Source organism: 'Nostoc azollae' 0708 (assembly GCF_000196515.1).
GTDB lineage: Bacteria > Cyanobacteriota > Cyanobacteriia > Cyanobacteriales > Nostocaceae > Trichormus_B > Trichormus_B azollae.
The window spans coordinates 1,883,909-1,903,032 of record NC_014248.1 but is presented as its reverse complement, the minus strand read 5'-3'; the positions used below and the strand labels follow the sequence as shown (position 1 = coordinate 1,903,032).

General features: G+C 38.1%; 14 protein-coding genes and 7 pseudogenes. 9 read left to right on the top strand and 12 right to left on the bottom strand.

The genetic code is table 11. The features are described 5' to 3' along the window. Window positions 1-62: 62 nt before the first annotated feature. From AAZO_RS08710 to AAZO_RS08695, 5 genes and pseudogenes are all read right to left on the bottom strand, one after another. Window positions 63-809, bottom strand: coding sequence for a pyruvate kinase (locus AAZO_RS08710; protein ID WP_228371580.1), 747 nt, complete (start codon window positions 807-809; stop codon window positions 63-65). Continuing rightward, window positions 779-2,005: pseudogene (locus tag AAZO_RS29500) on the bottom strand (IS701 family transposase). The gene AAZO_RS08710 and the pseudogene AAZO_RS29500 overlap by 31 nt, the downstream one beginning before the upstream one ends. A gap of 66 nt (window positions 2,006-2,071) precedes the next feature. Continuing rightward, the gene (locus AAZO_RS41150; RefSeq protein WP_049790628.1) at window positions 2,072-2,329 is read right to left on the bottom strand and encodes a pyruvate kinase; all 258 of its coding nucleotides are present in this window, start codon (window positions 2,327-2,329) and stop codon (window positions 2,072-2,074) included. Next, window positions 2,326-2,670, bottom strand: coding sequence for a pyruvate kinase (locus tag AAZO_RS41145; protein ID WP_049790627.1), 345 nt, complete (start codon window positions 2,668-2,670; stop codon window positions 2,326-2,328). Before AAZO_RS41145 ends, AAZO_RS41150 begins: the two co-directional genes overlap by 4 nt. Window positions 2,671-2,693: 23 nt before the next feature. Next, a pseudogene (locus tag AAZO_RS08695) lies at window positions 2,694-3,716 on the bottom strand (type I glyceraldehyde-3-phosphate dehydrogenase). A gap of 277 nt (window positions 3,717-3,993) precedes the next feature. On the opposite strand from AAZO_RS08695, the pseudogene AAZO_RS43550 reads away from it, so the two are divergent. Together AAZO_RS43550 and AAZO_RS43545 are read left to right on the top strand one after the other, a co-directional pair. Next, window positions 3,994-5,638 (top strand): annotated as a pseudogene (locus tag AAZO_RS43550) (IS1634 family transposase). 102 nt (window positions 5,639-5,740) lie between these two features. Then, window positions 5,741-5,983, top strand: coding sequence for a hypothetical protein (locus AAZO_RS43545; RefSeq protein ID WP_013190954.1), 243 nt, complete (start codon window positions 5,741-5,743; stop codon window positions 5,981-5,983). Window positions 5,984-6,652: 669 nt separating this feature from the next. Here AAZO_RS43545 and AAZO_RS08675 read toward each other — a convergent pair. The 6 genes and pseudogenes from AAZO_RS08675 to AAZO_RS35125 all read right to left on the bottom strand — a co-directional run bounded on the left by AAZO_RS08675 (window position 6,653) and on the right by AAZO_RS35125 (window position 12,255). Beyond that, window positions 6,653-9,034, bottom strand: a complete 2,382-nt coding sequence (locus AAZO_RS08675) for a phosphoketolase family protein (RefSeq protein WP_013190953.1) — start codon at window positions 9,032-9,034, stop codon at window positions 6,653-6,655. 383 nt (window positions 9,035-9,417) lie between these two features. Then, window positions 9,418-9,558 (bottom strand): hypothetical protein, encoded by a 141-nt coding sequence (locus AAZO_RS37570; protein WP_228371578.1) that lies wholly within the window; start codon window positions 9,556-9,558, stop codon window positions 9,418-9,420. Between the two features lie 34 nt (window positions 9,559-9,592). Beyond that, a pseudogene (locus AAZO_RS29480) lies at window positions 9,593-10,401 on the bottom strand (IS5 family transposase). A 722-nt stretch (window positions 10,402-11,123) separates the two neighbouring features. Further along, window positions 11,124-11,498 carry a type IIL restriction-modification enzyme MmeI gene (locus AAZO_RS08655; protein ID WP_041639734.1) on the bottom strand — a complete coding sequence of 125 codons (375 nt, stop codon included), beginning with the start codon at window positions 11,496-11,498 and terminating at the stop codon, window positions 11,124-11,126. A 97-nt stretch (window positions 11,499-11,595) separates the two neighbouring features. Next, window positions 11,596-11,994 carry a type IIL restriction-modification enzyme MmeI gene (locus tag AAZO_RS08650; protein ID WP_041639732.1) on the bottom strand — a complete coding sequence of 133 codons (399 nt, stop codon included), beginning with the start codon at window positions 11,992-11,994 and terminating at the stop codon, window positions 11,596-11,598. A gap of 108 nt (window positions 11,995-12,102) precedes the next feature. Next, on the bottom strand, window positions 12,103-12,255 hold the full coding sequence (locus AAZO_RS35125; protein WP_013190950.1) for a hypothetical protein: 153 nt from the start codon (window positions 12,253-12,255) through the stop codon (window positions 12,103-12,105). Between the two features lie 615 nt (window positions 12,256-12,870). On the opposite strand from AAZO_RS35125, the pseudogene AAZO_RS33550 reads away from it, so the two are divergent. The 4 genes and pseudogenes from AAZO_RS33550 to AAZO_RS08635 form a co-directional block, all read left to right on the top strand. Next, window positions 12,871-13,026: pseudogene (locus AAZO_RS33550) on the top strand (dienelactone hydrolase family protein); the annotation flags it as partial. A gap of 208 nt (window positions 13,027-13,234) precedes the next feature. Further along, window positions 13,235-13,456: a helix-turn-helix domain-containing protein gene (locus AAZO_RS37565; protein ID WP_338027186.1), complete on the top strand. Its 222-nt coding sequence runs from the start codon at window positions 13,235-13,237 to the stop codon at window positions 13,454-13,456. Window positions 13,457-13,658: 202 nt separating this feature from the next. Further along, window positions 13,659-13,916 (top strand): transposase family protein, encoded by a 258-nt coding sequence (locus AAZO_RS37560; RefSeq protein ID WP_228371577.1) that lies wholly within the window; start codon window positions 13,659-13,661, stop codon window positions 13,914-13,916. Between the two features lie 223 nt (window positions 13,917-14,139). Continuing rightward, window positions 14,140-14,730: pseudogene (locus tag AAZO_RS08635) on the top strand (dienelactone hydrolase family protein); the annotation flags it as partial. 124 nt (window positions 14,731-14,854) lie between these two features. Here AAZO_RS08635 and tnpA read toward each other — a convergent pair. Next, window positions 14,855-15,218: pseudogene (gene tnpA, locus AAZO_RS08630) on the bottom strand (IS200/IS605 family transposase). 414 nt (window positions 15,219-15,632) lie between these two features. On the opposite strand from tnpA, the gene AAZO_RS37555 reads away from it, so the two are divergent. The 3 genes from AAZO_RS37555 to AAZO_RS08615 all read left to right on the top strand — a co-directional run bounded on the left by AAZO_RS37555 (window position 15,633) and on the right by AAZO_RS08615 (window position 18,760). Next, window positions 15,633-16,154, top strand: a complete 522-nt coding sequence (locus AAZO_RS37555; protein WP_228371680.1) for an RNA-guided endonuclease InsQ/TnpB family protein — start codon at window positions 15,633-15,635, stop codon at window positions 16,152-16,154. 460 nt (window positions 16,155-16,614) lie between these two features. Beyond that, the gene (locus AAZO_RS08620; RefSeq protein ID WP_013190948.1) at window positions 16,615-18,162 is read left to right on the top strand and encodes a type II CAAX endopeptidase family protein; all 1,548 of its coding nucleotides are present in this window, start codon (window positions 16,615-16,617) and stop codon (window positions 18,160-18,162) included. 322 nt (window positions 18,163-18,484) lie between these two features. Next, window positions 18,485-18,760 carry a TM2 domain-containing protein gene (locus AAZO_RS08615; RefSeq protein WP_013190947.1) on the top strand — a complete coding sequence of 92 codons (276 nt, stop codon included), beginning with the start codon at window positions 18,485-18,487 and terminating at the stop codon, window positions 18,758-18,760. Window positions 18,761-19,124 lie beyond the last annotated feature (364 nt).

Sequence of the window (19,124 nt, the reverse complement as noted above, 5' to 3'; positions counted from 1 at the left end):
TCTTAACTATTGCCTAATGAAACCTAGTCGAGGAAAGCAAAAACCGCTTCCTTAGCCCCATTTTAGATGTCTGATGCTGTAATTGGCTGTCCAATTGAATGCACTTTGATTAAACTGGTTGTTCCTGATTGACCAACTGGGACAGCAGAGGTAATTACGACCTTGTCACCTTTTTTCACACAATCCCTATCAATAACTGTGTTTACCACATTTGTAAACATTGCCTCTGCATGATGAACAGCTTGAATTAGCAAAGGTTCTACACCCCAAGATAAAGCTAACTGACGGTAAGCAATAGCCTTAGAGGTGAGAGTAATAATCGGAGTCAGGGGACGGTATTTAGAAATTAGTCTAGCTGTATTCCTGGAAGTAGAATTACAAAGAATAGCTTTAGCGCCCGTTTCATAAGCAATCCGACACACTGCTTGGGCTACTGATTCCGTGACACTCAGACAACCCGCTTCACTATTCCAAGTCTGTTTAGCACCCTCCTCCAGCACCTTTTCTGTTTGCACAGTGTGCATCGTCTGAACAGCCGCAATGGGATATTCATCTACAGCAGTTTCTCCAGACAACACCACGGCATCCGTACCATCCAAGATAGAATTCGCAACGTCAGTGGCTTCAGGGCGGGTAGGGTCAGGGGCGCTAGTTGACTCTAGCATTTGGGTAGCCTTAATTACGGGCTTATCAGCAATATTACAGCGACGAGTGATCTGATTTTCAATCAGAGGAACTTCGTGAATAGGTATTTCTACGCCTAAATGACCCCGCGCAATCATAACGGGACGTAATTCCAGTTGAACCAATCAATAAATAGAAAAGATATGGCTGTTCTCAACACTTCTAAAGCTTCAGTAAAAGTATTCAAAGGTTTCTTAGCCCACCTTGGTCTTAATCCTCCAGTCCACTGATGGCAAAGAAAAGAGTGTAGGCACAGAAAACCAAAATACAATGGCGCAGTAAACTGCTGTTATCTCCAACTTGATATTCTTTGAGTCCTAACCATCCCTTGGCTTCCCTGTAAACAACTTCTACCCGATTTCTTTGAGAATATGTATCAACTATCCATTGGGGGGTGACAATTGATGAAGAAATGTTGGTCATAAAGTAGTCAATATCAGTGGCTTGAGAGAAAGTAGAACCGTTGATGACGATAGCAATATTGCCCTTTCCAGTTAAGGCTGATATTTCTACTTCTTTAGTTACTACCCATAATGTTTTGGGTTTATCTAACTCCAGTTCAATTTCTGTAAAAGCCTCTTGGGGTAAACTTTGTGCTAGTTCATCTAACCTAATTATTTATGGACTATCCTCTTGGTCACTGGCAAGGACTTTGGGATTTTTAGCTAGTCCTCCTCAATACTTTCAATGCCGATTTTCTATCTTTAATAAGAAAGATGTATTGTGGCCATATCCAGGATCTATAATTACTATTCCTGGTTGATTACCACGGCTTAAGGTCAGATCTATTAATTTAATTCCTAACTCAGGTTTATTCTCAAATATAGGGTCTTGTTTCCCTTTGGGTCAAGAATCACCGTGGTGATATAACTCTATATCTAATGGTAAGCTTTTACTGCCATATAGATGTGTTGTTACTACTACTATTCCCATTATCCCTTTTCCCAATTTCTCCAATATATTTTCTTCCTACTCCATCCCTAAAATTCCCGCTTTTTCTATGGTCATAATCATCAATTATTAAGCTAAATCCTCTTGTGATTCTCCTCTGACTACACTTGTTCACAATCTCTAACCGACGGTCATTGACTTGGGAACTGGACCAAGGTGCTTCAGTTAAAACGTGGTGTAATCGGTGGTACGTCACCCCTAGGGCATTCTCTGCCATTTAAAATAGGTTTTTTCTCTCACTTTCACCCAATCATCCCCCTAAATAATGTCTAAACTCTCTTCTTTCCCCTTGATGAGTAAATACATCATCAAACCTTTAACACCATCTTTCAAACCATGGTGCCATTACTGGGGCAGTGGTTTCTTTCATCAGCTTCTTGGAACGTGAAAGCTACACCGAAAGCCCATTATACTCCTTTTTACTGTTAACTTTTATTTAAGTCCCGTTAATTCCATCAGAAACTTTGAAGATATCATCTAGCTGTGCTACAGCTTCAGGGCGTTCAATTTTAGCAATGACGCGAATTTTGGCACCAGTAGCTTCAATCATGGGTTTTACTAGTTCTAAATCTTGGGGCGATCGCACAAAAGAAACTACCACCCAGTCTACACCCAACTGAATACCAAACCGCAAATCCATCAAATCCTTTTCCGTGATTGAACTCAAAGGTAATGGAGTAGCAGGTAAATTCACACCCTTATGAGTAGAAATCGACCTCCCAATATGGACATGGGTGCAAATTTTATCAACTTCACACGACTATCATTAATCAAAATCGGTTCACCAGGTCGCATCATTGGGAATAAAGTTGGTAGTGGTAGGGGAATTTCATCAATACTTTCACCCTTTTTCTGGAAGAGAAAGATAACTTCACTACCCGTTTCCAGCATCAACCCTTCCGCTGGTAGGTTCCCCAAAAGAATATTCAGACCACACAAATCTTGCAGAATAGCCATCGGTCTTTTTAACTCACTACTAATACACCGCAAATGGTGAAAAGTTTGGGCGTGGACTTTATAAGCCCCATGCCCCAATCCCCAGTCCCCAATTACCTAAATCACTCTTTCTGTGCCATTGAGAACATCAAATTAATAACAGAGTTGGAATAACCCCATTCGTTGTCATACCAACAGACAGCTTTGAAGAAATTGGAATTTAATTCAATTCCTGCACCTACGTCGAAAATACTGGAATGGGTATCACCTTGAAAATCAGTAGATAACACTGCCTCATAGTATACCTCAGAACACTTGCTAACTCACGCGCAGATGCCTTTTTCATCGCTGCACAAATTTCTTTGTAACTGGTAGCTTTAGCAGTTTTGAAAGTCAAGTCAACTACAAAGACATCCGGTGTTGGAACTCGGAAAGCCATACCAGTTAACTTACCCTTCAACTCCGGTAACACCAAAGCCACAGCCTTAGCCGGGCCTGTGGAAGAAGGAATAATATTTTCGCTGCATGCTGCACTACGTCCACCGCGCCAATCTTTTTTACTTGGGCTACCTACCGTGGGTTGAGTAGTTATCATCGCGTGAACTGTAGTCATCAACCCTTTAGTTAAACCAAAGTTGTCATTGATAACTTTAGCAATCGGGGCTAAACAATTTGTATTTCAATTAGCATTGAAAAAAATTAAATCCTTTGCTGGATTAAACAACTGATGATTTACACCCATCACCATTGTTTTTACCTTGTCTGCTTCCTTGGTACGTGCAGAAATTACAACTCGCTTCGCACCAACCAGCTTTCAGATAGTTTTTAGCCCCAGCATAGTCGGTGAATCCAGTACATTCAACAACATAATCTACGCCTAATTTACCCCAAGGCAATTCCGCCGGATTTCTTACCGATACACAAGGGATAAAATGACCATCAATTATCATTCCATCTTCTCTAGCTTCCACCTTACCTTTTAACTTACCGTGTGTAGAGCCGTACCTTAAAAGGTAAGCAAGATTATCGGGTGTAACTAAATCATTAATACCTATAAATTCAAGGTTAGGGTTTTTAATTCCCGCCCGCAGTAAAAGTCGACCGATACGACCAAATCCATTGATCCCAACTTTTAACTTCACCAAAATTTAACCTCATGTATTTAGAGATTCAACCCACCTTCCGCACCCTAACTGTCACAGGTAGTAGTACACAAGAAGTGAAGCCCCTTCAAGGAAGAAAAGGCTTAATGAGAATAAGTATGATTAAAATGGCAATAGAGTGAGAGAATAAAGTTTTGTAAAGGAAGATAAAGGAAAAGAAAATTTAATGATTTAAAAATTAAATTAGAACAGAAGAAGAAACGATTTAATCACAACAGGAGTTGTGGATAATTCTTTTGTGAAATCAAAGCTTCAAAAAATGGAAATCCAAAACCTATACCATTTAGGCATACTAGCAGGAATAATAGACCCCATAGGAGTAGTAGAAATAATCCTTGAAATTGGAAAGAAAGTAAGTCCGGGTCATGTAGTAAAAGCCATGATAATCAACGGGTTAGGATTTGTATAAAAACCCTTATATATGTTTCCCCAAGATTTTGAAACAATCCCCTGTGACCATCTAATAGGACCAGGAGTAAAACCAGAATATCTCAAGGACGATAAACTGGGGAGAGTCATCGATAAACTATTTATAAAAGGATTGGATAGAATATTTTTTATTGTCGCCTTAAAAGCAGCCCAAGAATTTGGATTATCCCTATGAGCAGGGCATCTAGACTCATCATAAATGCACATACATTGGCAATATAATACTAGCTTACTAGAAGTAATCTTTGAGAGTCAAAAAGTAGGAAATAATTAAGAAATAGAAGAATTAGCAGTAAAATCACCAAAAGAAATAACCATCACCTACGGTTGTTCTGGTGACCATAGACCGGAGTTAAAACAGTTCATCATAGAAATGATATGTTCAGGAGATGGAGACATACCAATATATATTTTTAAAACTAGCATCGGGAAACCAAGCAGATTCATCATGCTTTGGTAAAATAGCAGTAGAGTGCCAAAAACAATTAAAAGTTAACTAAAAGTTAACAGTCTCATAGTAGCAGACTGGGCCTTATATACAGAATCAAATCTAAAAATGATGAATGATGTCAGGTTTAAGCTGGTTATGTCCAGTGCCATTAAGCGTAAAATCAGCACAATCATTAATATCAACATTACCAGAAGCAGACTTTGTTGGTAGTAACTTACCCGGATATAAACTAGCTTCAAAAACAGTAAATTATCCAGGAATAGAACAAAGATGGTTAGTAGTGCAAAGTCAAGAAAGAAGAGAATCAGACCTGGGTAAACTCTCACAAAAAATTACCAAGGCACAATCAAAAGCTGTGCAAGATTTGAAAAAGTTATCACCAGAAAAATTTGCTTGTGAAGGTGATGCTATCAAGGGGTTATCTAAACTATTCAAACAATTCAAATATCACCAAATTAACCAGAGTAAAGTTACTCAAATCAAATCTAAGAAAAAAGATAGTTCAGGAGAGATATCCTCTGAAATATCAGCTACAGTCTCCCAGAATGAAAGTAAAATTAATACAGAATTTCTGAGGGCAGGGCCTTTTATTATTGCTACAAACCTTTTGGATTCAAATGAACTTACCCATGACTCCATCTTGAGTGAATATAAAGCTCAACAGTCTTGCGAGAGGGGGTTTGCTTTTCTCAAAGACCCATTATTTTTTGCAGACAGTATTTTCTTAAATAGTCCAGATAGAATGGAGTCACTGGGAATGATGATGGGTTTATGTCTGCTGGTTTATACTTTAGGGCAACGACAAATTAGAACCCCTTTGAGAGAGTCTAAATCAACAGTCAAAAATCAATTGAGCAAACCAACTGACCGCCCCACTTTACGCTGGATTTTTCCATGCTTTCAGTCTATTCATGTAGTTACACTTAGCCAAGAAGAACACATCTCTAACTGGACTCAAGAGAGAGATTGCATTCTAAATCTTGTACCATATCATTGTTTTCCCTACTATCAATTACTTACCTAATTTTTCTCTCCATTAATTTAATTAATATCAGAAAATAACCTAATCTCCTTGATTTATAGCTCTATTTTACTATGTCCATAATTTCTTTTTTTACTTCAGTCTATGAGTCTAAGTATTGATCTGTTGACTCCTCTGGGCGGTGTTCTTTCTTATTGCTCCTTATTGAGAATAGCTCTTGATGCTATTTTTGGTGCTTTACTGTTTCTCCAATGCCTTTCTTCACTGCATATGTTTGTTTTTATGCTCCCTTGGATTTTTTCTCTCCGTAATTTATCTCTGTGGCACTTTAGGGTGCCGAATGTGGGATTCAACCAAGGATTATTGGCCGGGTTAACTCTACTCTGACTTAGCTGATTCTTACAGTTAAAAAAGGTATGAAGCTGATTTAGCTGGCATATTTTAAGGTTTAGTTATTAGTCATTAGTTATTAGTGATTATTAGATACATTTTTAAAATAACGGTATATCTGTGTTTAAAGTATACAGCAGATTACAGATCAATGAGGTACAGGATCTAAATTGAAACCTAGACAGCAAGAGAGTTTTACTCCTCACTCCTGACTCCTGCTGTAACTGATAACCTATACCAAATGAAAGAATGATGGCAACACATCGAAAAATCAACAGTTTATACAGCAACACTTTCTCAATTAACCATCCAAAATGGTATTACCTTTTACCTAATTCCCAATCTTCACCACCGGGTAATTGAATTAAAATTTCTGCAATAGCTTTTTATAAATCTTTAAAGCAATAGATATAAGTCAGTTATATAAATTTTAAAGCAGTGGAAATAGCCTGGATTCGATCTACCATTTCTACTATTTGAAATTCATGAATTATATATTCCGTTCATGACTTCAATACTAGCATCACCTATTGCTAATTCAATTTCTTCTTATCAAGAAATATTTCATTAATATTGATTAATTTAATAGGATTTTTTATAATCTTTTAAATATTTACCCCAAACAAAAGTAGAGACGCTTATAAAAAACGTCCCTACATTCCTATTCTAATAGGACCAAGTCCAATCTCGAATTTCCGGCATATCTTCGCCGTATTTCTCAATGTAATACTTATGTTCAATCAACTTATCTTGTAATTTTTGCTTCACGTAAGCGCCTTTATAACCCAACTTGGGTACACGGTCAATTACATCCATGACCAGATGGAATCTATCTAGATCATTCATCACCACCATATCAAAAGGTGTGGTTGTTGTTCCTTCCTCCTTATAACCACGTACATGAAGATTTTTGTGGTTAGTATGACGATAGGTGAGACGATGAATTAACCAAGGATAACCATGGAAAGCAAAAATAACCGGTTTATCAGTGGTAAAAATAGTATCAAACTCTTTGCTGGTTAAACCGTGAGGATGTTCACTTTGTGGCTGTAGTTTCATCAAATTAACTACGCTCACTACCCGCACTTTTAGTTCTGGGAAATACTGACGCAAAATATCCACTGCTGCTAAGGTTTCTAAAGTTGGAATATCCCCAGCACAAGCCATCACTACATCAGTGTCACCACCTTGATCACTACTTGCCCATTCCCAAATTCCTAAACCTTTGGTACAGTGTTTAATAGCTGTATCTATGTCTAAATATTGTAATGCAGGTTGTTTTCCAGCCACAATGACATTGACATAGTTACGACTTCTTAAACAGTGGTCGGTTACTGATAACAAAGTGTTAGCATCAGGTGGCAGATAGACGCGAATAATTTCGGACTTTTTATTAATAACATGATCTAGAAAACCAGGATCTTGGTGAGAGAAACCGTTATGATCTTGTCGCCAAACATGGGAAGTGAGAAGATAATTTAAAGATGCAATTGGTCTTCTCCAAGAAATATGACGAGTTGTTTTTAACCATTTAGCGTGTTGGTTAAACATCGAGTCAATGATATGAATAAATGCTTCATAACAGGAGAAGAAACCATGACGACCTGTAAGCAGATATCCTTCTAACCATCCTTGACAGTTTGTTTCGCTAAGCATTTCCATTACCCGACCATTAGGTGATAAATGGTCATCTTCCGGGAGAGTTTCAGCAACCCAAGTACGATTTGTGACTTCTAACACTGGGTCGATGCGGTTAGATGCGGTTTCGTCGGGTCCGAAAACTCGAAAGTTGTGGCTTTCCTGGTTTTCTTTCATGATATCCCGCAGGAATTTGCCGGTCACTTTGGTGGCTTCTGCGTTAACTGTTCCTGGTTTCGGAACTTCTACTGCATAGTTGGAAAAGTCTGGCATGATTAAATCACGCAGCAATATACCGCCGTTTGCGTAGGGGTTGTCTCCCATGCGACGCTGACCTGTAGGTGCGAGTTCTGCCAGTTCGGGAAGGAGTTGACCGTTTGCGTCAAATAGTTCTTCTGGTTTGTAACTCTTCATCCAGTCTTCTAGTAGTTGCAGATGTTCTGCTCTACCAGCTATATCACCAAATGGGACTTGGTGTGATCGCCAATAATCTTCTGTTTTCTTACCATCTACTTCCTTTGGTCCAGTCCAACCTTTAGGAGTACGTAATATTATCATCGGCCATTGCGATCGCTTTTTGAAACCATGTATCCGCACTTCTCTTTGGATACCTTGAATTTCGGCAATAACTATATCTAAAGTTGCCGCCATTTTTTGGTGAACATCCGCAGGGTCAGAACCTTCGATAAAGTATGGTTTATAGCCATAGCCAATAAACAAACTTTCTAGTTCTTCATGGGGTATCCGTGCTAAAATAGTAGGATTGGCAATTTTATACCCATTTAAATGTAAAATGGGAAGAACCGCCCCATCAGTAACAGGGTTGAGGAATTTGTTAGAATGCCAACTGGTAGCTAAAGCGCCGGTTTCTGCTTCTCCATCACCGACAACAGCAGCGACAATTAAATCAGGGTTGTCAAAAGCAGCACCATAGGCGTGAACTAAAGCATAACCCAGTTCTCCTCCTTCATGGATAGAACCAGGGGTTTCTGGTGCGACGTGACTGGGAATACCACCAGGAAAAGAGAATTGTTTAAATAGTTTTCGCATCCCCCCAGCATCTTGGGAGATGTTGGGGTAATATTCGCTGTATGTGCCTTCTAAGTAAGTATTAGCGACAAGTCCGGGTCCACCGTGTCCAGGCCCAGCAATATAAATGGTGCTGAGGTCATATTTTTTAATGACGCGATTGAGGTGGGCATATATTAAGTTCAGCCCTGGAGTTGTTCCCCAATGTCCTAACAAACGCGGTTTAACATGATCTATTTTTAGCGGTTCTTTCAGTAGGGGGTTGTCGAGTAGGTATATTTGTCCGACTGAGAGATAGTTGGCTGCACGCCAATAAGCGTTGATTTTTTGTAATTCTGTGTCTGATAATGGCTTTATTTGTCGAGTGCTGGCTAATGTCATTTCTAACTCCGGTAAGAGGTATTTGCACCAATGTTCTTAGTGTATTGGTTTGCTGTTTTGGTGTCATCTTACCTGTGATTAATTTTTTCGGTGGGAAGTTACAGATTTTTTACCTCACGCAGAGGCGCAAAGAGAGGAATGAAGTATTTAAACATCTTGAAAAAAGACAGCAGGAGAAATATGAAAGAAATTAGCAAGTTCTTGTATGTGATTCACAGTCATTTGTTGTTCTCCTGTTAAAACCTCAGATCAAACAGTTGCCTCCTCAAAAATTTGTATTAAATATTTGGGTTGTAATTTACATTACTTGAGTAATACTCTTAAGAATTCTACTCCATAAATATCAGCTACAGGATGATTGTTTTCTTCATATTCAGATACTACTATACTAATCCTAATAGATGCAGATAATCTCGTTGGTCAGGAGATTTTAACTCCTGATCTAATAAAGAATCAATTATATTCTTACTGGTAGCTAATTCCTCCTCTAATTTAATTTGCCGAGGAGGAAAGGAAGTAATCAATTCTAGATATATTTTAGGTGTACTAAGAGATGATTTATAAAGTAAATGTTGAGGAGACAAGAGGAAGTAGCATAATTCTAGTCATAAGAGCATATATAGCCCCTTACCTCATTTGTGTTAAACGCTCATAATCCTTGCTTAGACGATGATATTGGTTAAACCACCCAAATGTTCTTTCTACTACCCAGGGTTGTGGTAAAACTTTAAATTCTTACTCAGTAGGTCCTATGACTTCAACATGAGCTTGAATCAGGAACCAAACTGCAAGTGCAAATTTATCACCGTCATAACCGGAATCAACCCATAAAACTTGGACTTTTTCCAATAATTCTGTGGGTTTCTCTAGCAGTTCCATTAGTGCATAGGCAGCAAGTATTCGTTCTGGGGCATTCGCTTCACTAACAACAACTTTCAACACAAGTCCCAGGCTATCAACTAAAGTCTGCCCCTTTCTTCCTTTTACCTTTTTACATCCGTCAAAACCATACACATCCCCTTTTTTTGGTCAGTCTTGACCGACTGACTGTCTGCGGCGAGCGCGGTAGGTTGTGTTGATTTACCTAATTCCGAGCGAACTTGACCACCCAATGTATGGTTGAATTTTTCCCAGACCCCCTGGCCCTGCCATTTCCTGTAATAGCTATATACCGTTGACCTTGGCGGGAAGTCACCTGGAAGCATATTCCATTGACATCCAGTTTTCAAATGATAATAGATGGCATTACATATTTCACCCATATCTGTTGTGGGTGGATGCCCTCCTTCTTTGGCTGGTGGAATCAATGGGGCCAGGATTTCCCAGTCCATATCAGTTAAGTCTGTGGGGTAAGACTTTCGTTCCATCAGTAGCTATGTAAATACACTACATTTTATGTATCCTATCCTTCTAACATTCCTTTTCTACTCCCCTTTACATTTACCTTATCAATAGCCTCTAAGGGTCTTCTCTCCGACTTTGTTTGTCATATTTTGTCATATTATGTATGGGTAAGGGTTTTAAACTTACCAAGATTATCATTTTGTGGGGTGGGCATATTCCCCAATAACAATTAACTATTACCTCTATCTACATATTGCCAGGGTGTTACACCATTTTCTGTTGAACTGACTAAAATATTGAAGCACTCTAAACTTTCTAAATGGTCTACTATGGTTTTCTCTTGTTTTGGTGTAATTTTGAATTTGGCTATAATTTGTCCTAAGGTCCATTGACCACTAATGCTCCGTAATAAATCGCATATTGCTGCTAGTGGTTCTTTAGATTTTTTTGGGAATGGTTTTTGTTCTGTGCGTGTAATCGTGGTTTCTTGAGTTTCGGTAACACCTGCTATTGTGAGTTGAGTTGTAACTTCGTCAGGTGCTTAATATTCAGGATACAAGCAGTCAATTATACCCTTACTTTCTTCTTCTGCAAGTTCCGCGTTTATGGCTACTAATTTAGATAATATTTCTTCGTCTGTTAGGGTTTTTTCCCAGTCATAAGCAGCGGAAATACCCGCGTATAATTCATCGTAAATTTGTTTGAGTATGGAAAATAAAGCTTTATCAGAATCGGTGAATGGTTTTCAAGCGGGGAGTTTTTCTAACAGATTATATATTCCAGTGATGGTAATTTCGGGATGTTGGTTTTGGGATTGTTTACGATGTGCATCTAGTTTTCCTCCTAATTCTCTGATTGTCTGTTTTTGTTCTGGTGTCGCATCTGGGAACAGGAAAGGAGCGAAGCAGGTAGTTTTTACATAAACGGGTCTATCTTCTAATCTTCCACCTGCTGCTAATGCCCATATAACATGAATTCCACTGGATAAAATACCTAAAGAGTAAGCATCTTCCAGAGCTATAGCAATTAGTTTATTATCAGGTATAACATCATAAATTGAAATTATAGAGACACGGTATTTAGCTGTTTGACCAGTAAGGTACTCTTTGCATAAATTCATTAATTAAATCTACTGCTTTCTCTTTATTTGCTGCGCTGGGTTCGAGTTGATCACCTTCGAATTTGAAAACTTGAGCAACAACGATTTCTGTTTCTAACTAATCTTGACGCAAAGTTTCTAAAACCACCGGACGCACTAACCTTTCAACATAGGCACGCGGGGTATAATCTGGGACTAATTCACTACGTTCTATACTATCTAAAGCCCTTTCTAATAAGGTACCAAAAATAGCGGGTTCAATTGGACTCCAATCCTTTTCTGCTGCTGCGAGTAAAACTTCTAATTGTGCTTTTCCTGAACTAAAGACTATCACATCTGCAAATAAGCTACCATTAAATGGTAAGATAGCATCAAACCCAAAATTACCCCTAGTGTTCATGGTTTTCCATAAACTTTCAGTTTCTGATTGAAACTTGTTAGGGTTCGATATCCATCTGGATCTTAATGCTGTAGTAGAAACTTCGCCGTTGAGTAATTGTATATCTTCTGCAAACATGGTGGGTGAAAATACAACGCATCAAAAAATTAGCCACCTTTTGGGGGTTATATTCCTATTTTTCTAACCAAGATGCTAATTTAGCTAAATCATCGGTAACTTGTCGTGTTACTTTAGCTCTAATTTTTTCTGGTTTACCTTTTTGATATCTGTAAACATATCAACAAATAAATCAAAAATATCTGGTTTTAATAAATCATCAAGTTTAATTTTTTCTCCAGCCCCATGACCACCATAGTCACCACTAAAGCCCATCCACATTTAAAAGTGTAAACCGATACCACAGGTTAATAACAATGGTGGTTTGACTGATAAATGAGGTGCACACGCTGTAGCTTGGATAAAAGCTTCTTGCATATATTTGTTATATGCTGTACTTACTCTTTTCGGTGTGCTACTCCCAGATTTCGCACTGCCTTGTTTACCTTCAATATATATAAAATGTCCTTGTTGATAGAAGTCAATGCCTCCCTGTTTTACTTCGCCACTGGTTTGGGGTATTTTGACATTTTTTTTCTAAACAAGAGGGATAGCAATAATACCACCTTGTGGTGGTAGCATTTCCACTCCTAGTGCTGTTCATAAATCTAAACAAAATAAGTCTTTATTGGCGATTTTATTACTGCTAGAATTACGCCATTTATTAATGAATGCTTTAACCCTACTATTATCGGTTTCGTTCATAACTTGGTTAAGTAAAGGTATATTTTAAGGCGTTACTAATATAACATACCATCCCTTGTTAAGGGAGCATACCAAATGTGTACGTCTATTGTCATGCTCCCTTTTTTAAGAGGTCTGGAAGATTATAAGAATTTACTGATTATTAGTAAATCTGAAGGATTACAAATTAACACATTAATAAAAAATCAGAAAATGCAAATCGTTAAACCCAATATTGAATTAAGAGTAAATGATAGTTTAATGCGGGTTTATGTCGCTTCTCCTAAAGCAACTGGTAAATATCCGGCAATTGTTCTTTACAGTGATATTTATCAATTAGGTGATGCCATAATTCGGTTAGTTAATTATTAGACCTGTCAGGAAAGTTAACTTGGTGTCAAAAAAATGGCAGAAGGGAATAGGGAATTTTGAGGGTGTACCAAAAGGAAAAATCCACTAAATTAACTATATTCAAGAATATCCACATCGTACAAAATAAATACTGGGAATAACTAACCATCAGTTTCAAGACTTGTTAGCCCAAGGTGAAATGTAGCATAAAAAACTTCAAGGTGAGATAGAAAGTAAAAAGATAGGTATAAATCAGAAAGGAGGAGGGGGGAAAGGGAAACTAGAGATAAAACAACAGGTATGTCTATGCTTGTGCTATTGGAGGGAAATGCCAATATTTGAGGTTTTAGATTTCCATTTCGGTATATGGAAAACGGAAGCAAAGGACACATTTCATTACTGGCTAGAGATATTACGAAATGTTTTGCCTGCTAGTCTGCTTGAATAGGTAGAAAAACATGATAGCGATTATGCCATCGCGATAGAACTATTAACGGAGTTTCACTTAATAGTCGACAGCATGGAACAGCCACGAGAAAGGCCTTCAGATAATCAGGAGCAGAAAAAGTATTTTTCAGGTAAGAAGAATCAGCACACATTTTGTCAGCTTACCAGAAGGAAAAGATATTGTAGGAGAAAAGGCCCAACCAGTGAGTGATATTAGCTTATTTCGAGAGAAACAAGAAAAGTCCCATAACAACCAAATGTTTGAAGGAGATAAAGTATATCAAGGAGGAAAGAATATTAGCACACCTTATAAGAAACCACGTAAAGGAGAATTAACCTCAGAACAAACGGCAGGAAACAAAGAGTTTCCCAGCAAGAGTATTTTTGTGAAACAGGTCATTAGACTTGTAAAAATATTCCGGGTACCTCAACAAACATTTCCCCAATTTACTCACAAGTAATTCTTACTATTTATAGTTTAGTCACATTAGGAACTGGTTCATTAGTTTTGCCCATTTCATAAATGTTATGGATATGAGGTCAGTTATGAATTAGTCATCAAGATCTTCATGGATAGGAACTATCCGTAACTATTCCCAACCCTGATTCTTTCCTTGGCTGTTTCCTCATCTTAACACTATGGAAAGCCAGACACATACTCCTTTGTAAATTTTCGGACCTCTCTATTTAACAGGTTTTGGTTATGTTGTCGCTGCACCCTATATTTTTCACCGCATTGAACCTGTGGGTTCTGTAATTGAACCTAATCATATTGGTAGAATGGCTGGTAATGATGATGCACAAAGAACGTTAATTTCTGGATATGATGCTGATACTCGCGGTGTAGTTGATTTTCTCAAAGATGATAGTTCAGTGATTGCCGATAAAATTGGAACTTTGGGTTTTTGTATGGGTGGATATTTGGCTTTTCGCACTCCTTTTGAAAATGAAGTTTAGGCTTGTATTTCTTGTTATCCTACTGGTATTTATAGCGGAAAACTAGCTAAAGGTGTAGCTGGTACAACTCATCATAGATTGCAAGAAATTAAGCGTGAAATGTTGTTAATTTTTGGAACTCAAGACCCGCATATTTCTGAACATGACAGACATACTATAATTAATACTTTAGAAAATGCCAAAGTCCATCATCACTGTTTTGCTTATGAAGCGGAACATACTTTTATGAGAGATGATTATTGTCGTTATGATGCTGTTGCGGCTACTTCAGCTTGGGAGCAAATTATCGCTGTCTTAGGACGGAAATTTAAAAGGTAATCATCAACATATATCCCCAATATCTGAAAGAAGTAGGCGATATTATTTTTCGTGTATCATCATATTTGTTAAAATATATGATTTAAGCAAGGGATATTTATTTAATTTATCGAAAGGTGAGGTTTTAAACCCCGTCCTTATAGGACGGATTTTCTTGATTTTGGATGTATTTTGTGAGAACCTCAATTGGCATACCCCCTACCGAAGATACAAAGTAGCTAGGACTCCAAAGAACATCTGTCAGGTTTTGGATATCCAGCTTGACCATACCGACGGCTAGACACCCCTTTAAGAGAATTAACCATTTGGGATATTGAAAGCTTCGGAGGATAGTCCAACAAAAGATAAATATGGTCTGACTCGCCATTAAATTTAAGTACATTAAAATCCATTTTTTGAGAGACTTTTACAAATGACTTGTGAATTAGTTCAAGGCTTTCATAGGTAAATACTTTTTACCTATATTTAGTCACGCAGATCAAATGTATTTTTAAGTCTGAAACACTATGCCTTTCTCTTCTTCACCCACTTGTCATGTCAGCCTAAGTAATATACAATAACCTAACAGACCAATTCATTCTAGCATAAGCGATGAAAGCAAGGTATCAGTATAGGTTGTACCTAACAGATCAACAGTAAAATTGTTTAACCCAATTGTTTGGTGGAGTTCGCGTAGCTTAGAACGATGCCTTAGCTTTCTGCAAGCAGTCCGTAAAATTGCCAGGATACAACAAACTATCTGTAATGCTTACCCAAGCTAAAAAGACTGAAGTTAGAAAGTGATTGTCAGATATTTCTTCAGTACCATTACAGCAGTCTCTTAGACATTTGGATGTTGCCTACAAAAACTTTTTCAATTCACGTAACGGGAAGAGAAAAGGTGGCAGAGTGGGTGTACCAATATTAAGGCAGCATTTTCTATTAAAGATGGAGATGTTTACCTTGCTAAAATTGGGATCATCAAACCCATTTGGTCTAGGGAGTTACCATCAGAACCTAGTTCATTAACAGTAATTAAAGATTGTGCTAACCGTTACTTCTTGAGTTTTGTTGTAGAAGTTGAGCCAAATCTAACCAGTGCCAAACGCCAAAGCATTGGTATTGACTTGGGAATTAAAACTTTTACTGTCATGAGCAATAGTGGAAAAGTTCAAAGTCCTGACTACTCAAAGTTAGACCGGAAAATTCGCAAGTTACGGCGAAAATTAGCACGGTCTCAGAAAGACTCAAAGACAAGAAATAAAACTTGCGTCAAGTTTGCTACACTACACAACCAAACTGCTGATAAGAGAAAAGACTTTCTACACAAACTATCAATAAAGATAATTAGCAATAACCAAGTAATTTCGCTAGAAGATTTGAACGTATCGGGAATGGTGAAAAATCGTAAACTATCTAGGGTAATCAGTTTGCAAGGATCGTGAGAATTTAGAAATCTTGGTGAGGCTAAATCCGAAAAATTCCACCGTGATTTTCGCATATATAGATAGATGGCAACCAACAAGCCAAATATGCTCATACTGAGGTTTTTGTTGGGGCAAAATTGACCTCTCTGTTCCCTCAATACTCTGCTTAAGTTGTGGTAGTGAGCAAGACAGAGATGAGAACCCATCTAAAAATATAGAAATGCTCGGGATGGGGCATCGCCACGACCTTAAAGGGACAGGGAGTGACTGTCAGACTACAAAGAGAGCAAGTTACTGTGAACTCTCAAGAATCTCCGCACCTTCAGGTCGGTGAATATGTCAATAAGAACATCCAAAATCCTCAAGCCCCCGGATTTATCTGTAGGGTGAATTCAAAATCCAAAATTCTGTTAGAGGATGACTGGCTTATAATTTCCAAGAGGCGCACGCTCTCAACTGGTAAGTTAAAGGGGGATAGATGACATTCAAACGGTTGCTGTTAATTGTGCTAACACTGTTAGCCATCATGACATCAGGCTTGTCTTTATTTGGTAGTTGGCAAAAACCTCAGCTCCAAAGTCGTCTGGAACTATACCAAACAAATATTGTCTTGCAAGCCCAAGCATGGCAACCAGAACGCAGCAGCGATGAGAATTTTTTGGTTATTCGGGAAACTATACTGGGTGATAAACCCCTAGAAAGTGCTACCAAGCAATATCAACAAGCGCGGGAATCTGTCGAAACCAATTTAGACAAAGCCGAAATTCAATTGGCAAAACTTGGCCAAGACACACCTCCTAAACCTCTACCAGAACTCTCTTCCCAAGAACAGCAGCAACAATTACGGAAGTCTGTTAACGAACTACAAAAATTACGGGATGAGTTGGACTTGCGTCTGGGAATTTTACAAGTACAGCAAGGTGAAATAGATAAGGCCTTAAAAACTTGGAGTCAAGTACAGGAAACCTCCGAGGTTAGTTCCGAATTAAAGCAAACCGCTCAAGTCTTAAGCGGGTTATGGAGCAAATCTCCTCAGTTGCTACCAAATGCTCAACAACTTGTTCAAAAAAATTTAGAAGGTTGGTTTCGCTTCACAGCTTTAATTCAATTGTACCAACTCCAACAACGTGAATATATATTAGCTGATGTTAAAGCTGGACAACAAGCGGCTGCTAGCGATGCTATGTGTAAATTAGCGATAATTGCCACTATTCCCAGCTTAACTGCCTTCATTGGTATCATATTGCTGGTAGCTTTGATTATTCAACTCTTACTCAAGGGAAAAGAGTCTATATTAGGTGCAAATGCTGACAACCGTTGGTCAACACCTTGGGATGTGGAAACAATTTTACAGGTTTTTGTTCTGGGATTTTTCCTCATGGGACAATTATTTATACCTGTATTCTTCAGCCTTATCCCTATTTCCCGTTCTTCCAGTAATGTACGGGTTCAGGCTTTTTCTGTATTAGTTAGTTATTTACTGGTTGCGTTGGGTGCGTTGTCAGTGTTGTATTACTCTATTAAGCGTTATTTTCCTTTGCCACAAGGCTGGTTTCGTTTCCGATTTCAAAGTAATTGGTTTTTGTGGGGACTGGGTGGTTACTGCACTGCTTTACCAATTGTGGTGATAGTGTCGTTGATTAATCAACAATTATGGCAAGGACAAGGTGGCAGTAATCCACTATTGCAACTGGCGTTGGAAAGTAGAGATAATATAGCATTAGGGATATTTTTCTTTACTGCGGGTATAGCTGCGCCATTTTTTGAAGAATTTCTATTTCGCGGTTTTTTGTTACCATCCTTGACTCGTTATGTCCCTGTTTGGGGCGCAATTGGTGCTAGTAGTTTGTTATTTGCTGCGGCTCATCTGAGCTTGTCAGAAATCCTCCCACTAACAGCATTAGGAATTGTATTAGGAATAATATACACGCGCTCGCGCAATCTTCTCGCCCCTATGCTCCTTCACAGTCTCTGGAATAGTGGCACATTACTGAGTTTATTTCTTTTAGGAAGTGGCAATAGTTAATACTAATTCACAATTTTAATAGGGTAAAGACACAGATTAATCCTACAGAATTCCTAATAGTTCAGATGTAGTTTGACCTAATAAGATCCCCGATTTCTTCATGAAGAAATCGGGGATATATATTTTGAGTATTTTATGTTTAATTACGCTGAATTATTAAACTTTTTTGTGTGCATATAGACTGACAACTTCAGAAAATGAATGTATTCTCATTATTACAGCAAAGTCAAAAAATATCCTGACATAATTACTATTAACCTGTAGGTACTTAGTACCTCTGCACAAAAGTGAGAAGTCAACACACAAAGGAAATGAAGTGAATATGGCTAATCTCAACCCATCCCATGCGACTAAACAAATTTTAGCTGCTTACTGTGGCATTATTTGTGGTGGATTTGGACTACATAAGTTTATTCTCGGTTACGCACCAGAAGGTTTTATCATGTTAGTAATCTCGGTAGTTGGTGGTTCTCTCACCTACGGATTTACATTGCTAATTATGCAACTTGTAGGTTTAATTGAAGGCATGATTTACTTAAATAAAAACCATGAAGATTTTGTTAATACCTACTTTGTCAAAAAGCAGGGCTGGTTTTAGAAATTTGTATTATCACCTATATATTTTCGGCGCATAACAACCATTACCGATCTCAAATATCACATTTATGGGTATGGTAATTTTAAAATCTAAGCAGAGGACTTCGGTGGACTTCGGTAATATTATTACTTTTACGTATGGTTGATTTCAGCACCATGCCTAGTTTGGAAATCCACTATTTTTATAAAAGCCTAATTTTCATGTTGCCTATGCAGATAGCACCAGTGATTTATATGAGACCTCGGTCTAGGTGTAGGGGTGTAGAGGAAACTGAACTCCTGATAGCGTAGCCTAATGTAGTGTCCTGTACGCATAGCACGGAGAAGGCCACACTCCTAAACTTATGCTTTTTTATCTCATAGTT